Raw genomic sequence first — 2,547 nt, 5'->3', positions numbered from 1 at the left:
CTGCGGCGCGGCGCCGTATGCCCCCGTGCCGTACGCCGCCGGGGACGGCCGGTCTCCGTACGCGTCGCCCGCCGGGGCCGCTTCCTGTCCGGCCGGCCTGACGGACTCCGCCCGCTGCGCGCCACCGGCCGCGCCCGCGCGCTCGTGCCCGGGGGCCGCTTCGTGGTCGTACCGCTCGCTGCCGTACGGAGCGGGAGACGGGGCCGCGTCCCGGGCGCCGTGCGGGGAGTGCGCGGCCGGCGGCCGCTGTCCTTCGGCGCCGCCGCCCGCCGGATGGACGCGCAGATGCCCCTCGCCGTCCGGGCTGGCCGCGAGGACGGGGTCGGGGGCGCCGGGGGAGGGCTGCAGGCGGAGCGCCGACTCGCCGATCCGGAGCAGCGCGCCCGGGGGCAGTGGCACCGGGCGGTCGTCGAGGTCGGCGCCGTCGACGGCGGTGCCGTTCGTCGAGCGGAGGTCGGCCACGGTCACCGCGCCGTCCGGCGCCACCGTGACCGCGCAGTGCATCCGGGAGACGTCGGGGTCGTCCAGCGGCACGTCCGCGTCCGTGGAGCGGCCGATGCGGATCTGGCCGCCGTGCAGCAGATGGACGCCGCCCGCGTCCGGGCCGGAGACGACCCGCAGCCGGGCGGGGCCGGCCGGCAGGCCGTGCGCCGGGGCCGGGCCGGGGCCCTGGAGGGAGAGGACCGCACCGTCTATGAGCGGCGGCTCGCCGAGCGCGGCGCGCTGGACGTCCAGCCGCTCCTGGCCCGCGTAGAGCACGACGGGGCCACTGCCGGCGCCGCCACCGCCGACGTCCGCGCCCGCCCCCGCGACGGCCGCCGCGAGGCCGCTGGCCACCGCCGCGAGCGCCGTCCCGGCAGGGGCCGTCACGAGCACGTCGCAGGCCCGAGTGGAGTGGCCGCTGCGCGGCCCGAGGACGGTCAGCCGGATCTGCATCGCCGTCAACGGTCCCTTCCGCCCGGCAATGCGGCGGGGCCCAGTACCTCCCCCCACCGCGCCCGGACACGTCGGCACGTACAAGTCCAAGTCCGCGTGCATGCGCACGCCGCACGCCGCGGCGCAGCGCCCCCGTCCCCACCGCTGCCGTGCTGGAGAGCATCCTCGCACCTGCCACCGACAAGACGCGTGGCGACTGTCCTTCAGTGATCTTGTTCGGTCACTCATGTATGCAAAAGTGGCTGCTTGCGACCCATGATCGGCCAAAGATCGTCGCGCGACCGGTCAGCGATCGGCCCGGAGGGCAACCATCCGCGCGCGACCGGCGTCTTCCCCCGGAGCCCCGCCGGGTCCCGACCGGACCGACCGGCCGGAACCGCCCCGGACCACGGGATCCGCCCGGCCGCCGCCGCCGAACACGGCACTATGGTGGGGCGGAAGGGGCCGCCCGGACCACCGGAGCGGCCTCACAACCCCCACAGCCCGACAGACAGCGCAGATCAGGCAGCTGCTCAGTGACGACCAGGGAGCGCATGACGTGCGGCCGGTAGGCAGCAAGTACCTGCTCGAGGAGCCGCTCGGACGCGGCGCCACGGGCACCGTCTGGCGTGCCAGCCAGCGGGAGACGGCGGGCGCCGAGGCAGCAGTGGCCGGACAGCCCGGCGAGACGGTCGCGATCAAGGTCCTCAAGGAGGAGCTGGCGCACGACCCCGACGTGGTGATGCGCTTCCTGCGCGAGCGCTCCGTCCTGCTGCGGCTCACCCACCCGAACATCGTCCGCACCCGCGACCTGGTCGTCGAGGGCGACCTGCTCGCGCTGGTCATGGACCTGGTCGACGGCCCCGACCTGCACCGCTATCTGCGGCAGAACGGCCCGTTCAGCCCGGTCGCGGCCGCGCTGCTGACCGCGCAGATCGCCGACGCGCTGGCCGCCAGCCACGCCGACGGCGTCGTGCACCGCGACCTCAAGCCCGCGAACGTACTGCTCGCCGGGGCCGAGGGCGCCGCCGAGATGCACCCGATGCTGACCGACTTCGGCATCGCCCGCCTCGCGGACTCCCCGGGCCTGACCCGCACGCAGGAGTTCGTCGGCACGCCCGCGTACGTCGCGCCGGAGTCCGCCGAGGGCCGCCCGCAGACCTCCGCCGTCGACATCTACGGCGCGGGCATCCTGCTGTACGAGCTGGTCACGGGCCGTCCGCCGTTCGCCGGCGCGACCGCGCTCGAAGTGCTGCACCGCCACCTCAGCGAGGACCCGCAGCGCCCCGGCAGCGTCCCCGAGCCGCTGTGGACCGTCATAGAGCGCTGCCTGCGCAAGCGCCCGGAGGAGCGGCCCAGCGCCGAGAACCTCGCCCGCGGCCTGCGCGTGGTCGCGGCCGGCATCGGTGTGCACGCCTCGCCCGCCGAGGCGGAGGCCGCGCTCGGCGTCGCCGCGCTGCTCGCGCCCGACCCGGCGCCCGCGCCGGTCCCCGAGACCGGCGGCGACAGCGGCGCCGCCGATCCCACGCAGGTACTGCCCTCCACAGGGGCGGGCGGCGGGCAGTACGACCCGTCGGCCGCGACGAACGTCATGCCGACCACGGGAGCAGGCGCCGCGGGCGCGGCCGGGGC

General features: G+C 76.8%; 2 protein-coding genes. One reads left to right on the top strand and one right to left on the bottom strand.

All coding sequences use genetic code 11. The annotated features are described in order from the left end of the window. Nucleotides 1-936 (bottom strand): FHA domain-containing protein (locus tag ABT381_RS35610; protein ID WP_351602218.1); only part of this gene is annotated, 936 nt, incomplete at its 3' end. A 538-nt stretch (nucleotides 937-1,474) separates the two neighbouring features. Between ABT381_RS35610 and ABT381_RS35605 the strand changes: the two genes are divergently transcribed. Further along, nucleotides 1,475-2,547, top strand: a 1,073-nt coding sequence (locus ABT381_RS35605) for a serine/threonine-protein kinase (RefSeq protein WP_351602215.1), incomplete at its 3' end; no start/stop codon positions are given.

Origin of the sequence: Streptomyces sp. NPDC000151, from assembly GCF_040301705.1 — a bacterium.
Classification (GTDB): domain Bacteria; phylum Actinomycetota; class Actinomycetes; order Streptomycetales; family Streptomycetaceae; genus Streptomyces.
Note: the sequence above shows the minus strand (reverse complement) of the source record. Positions and strands in the feature narration are given on the sequence as shown.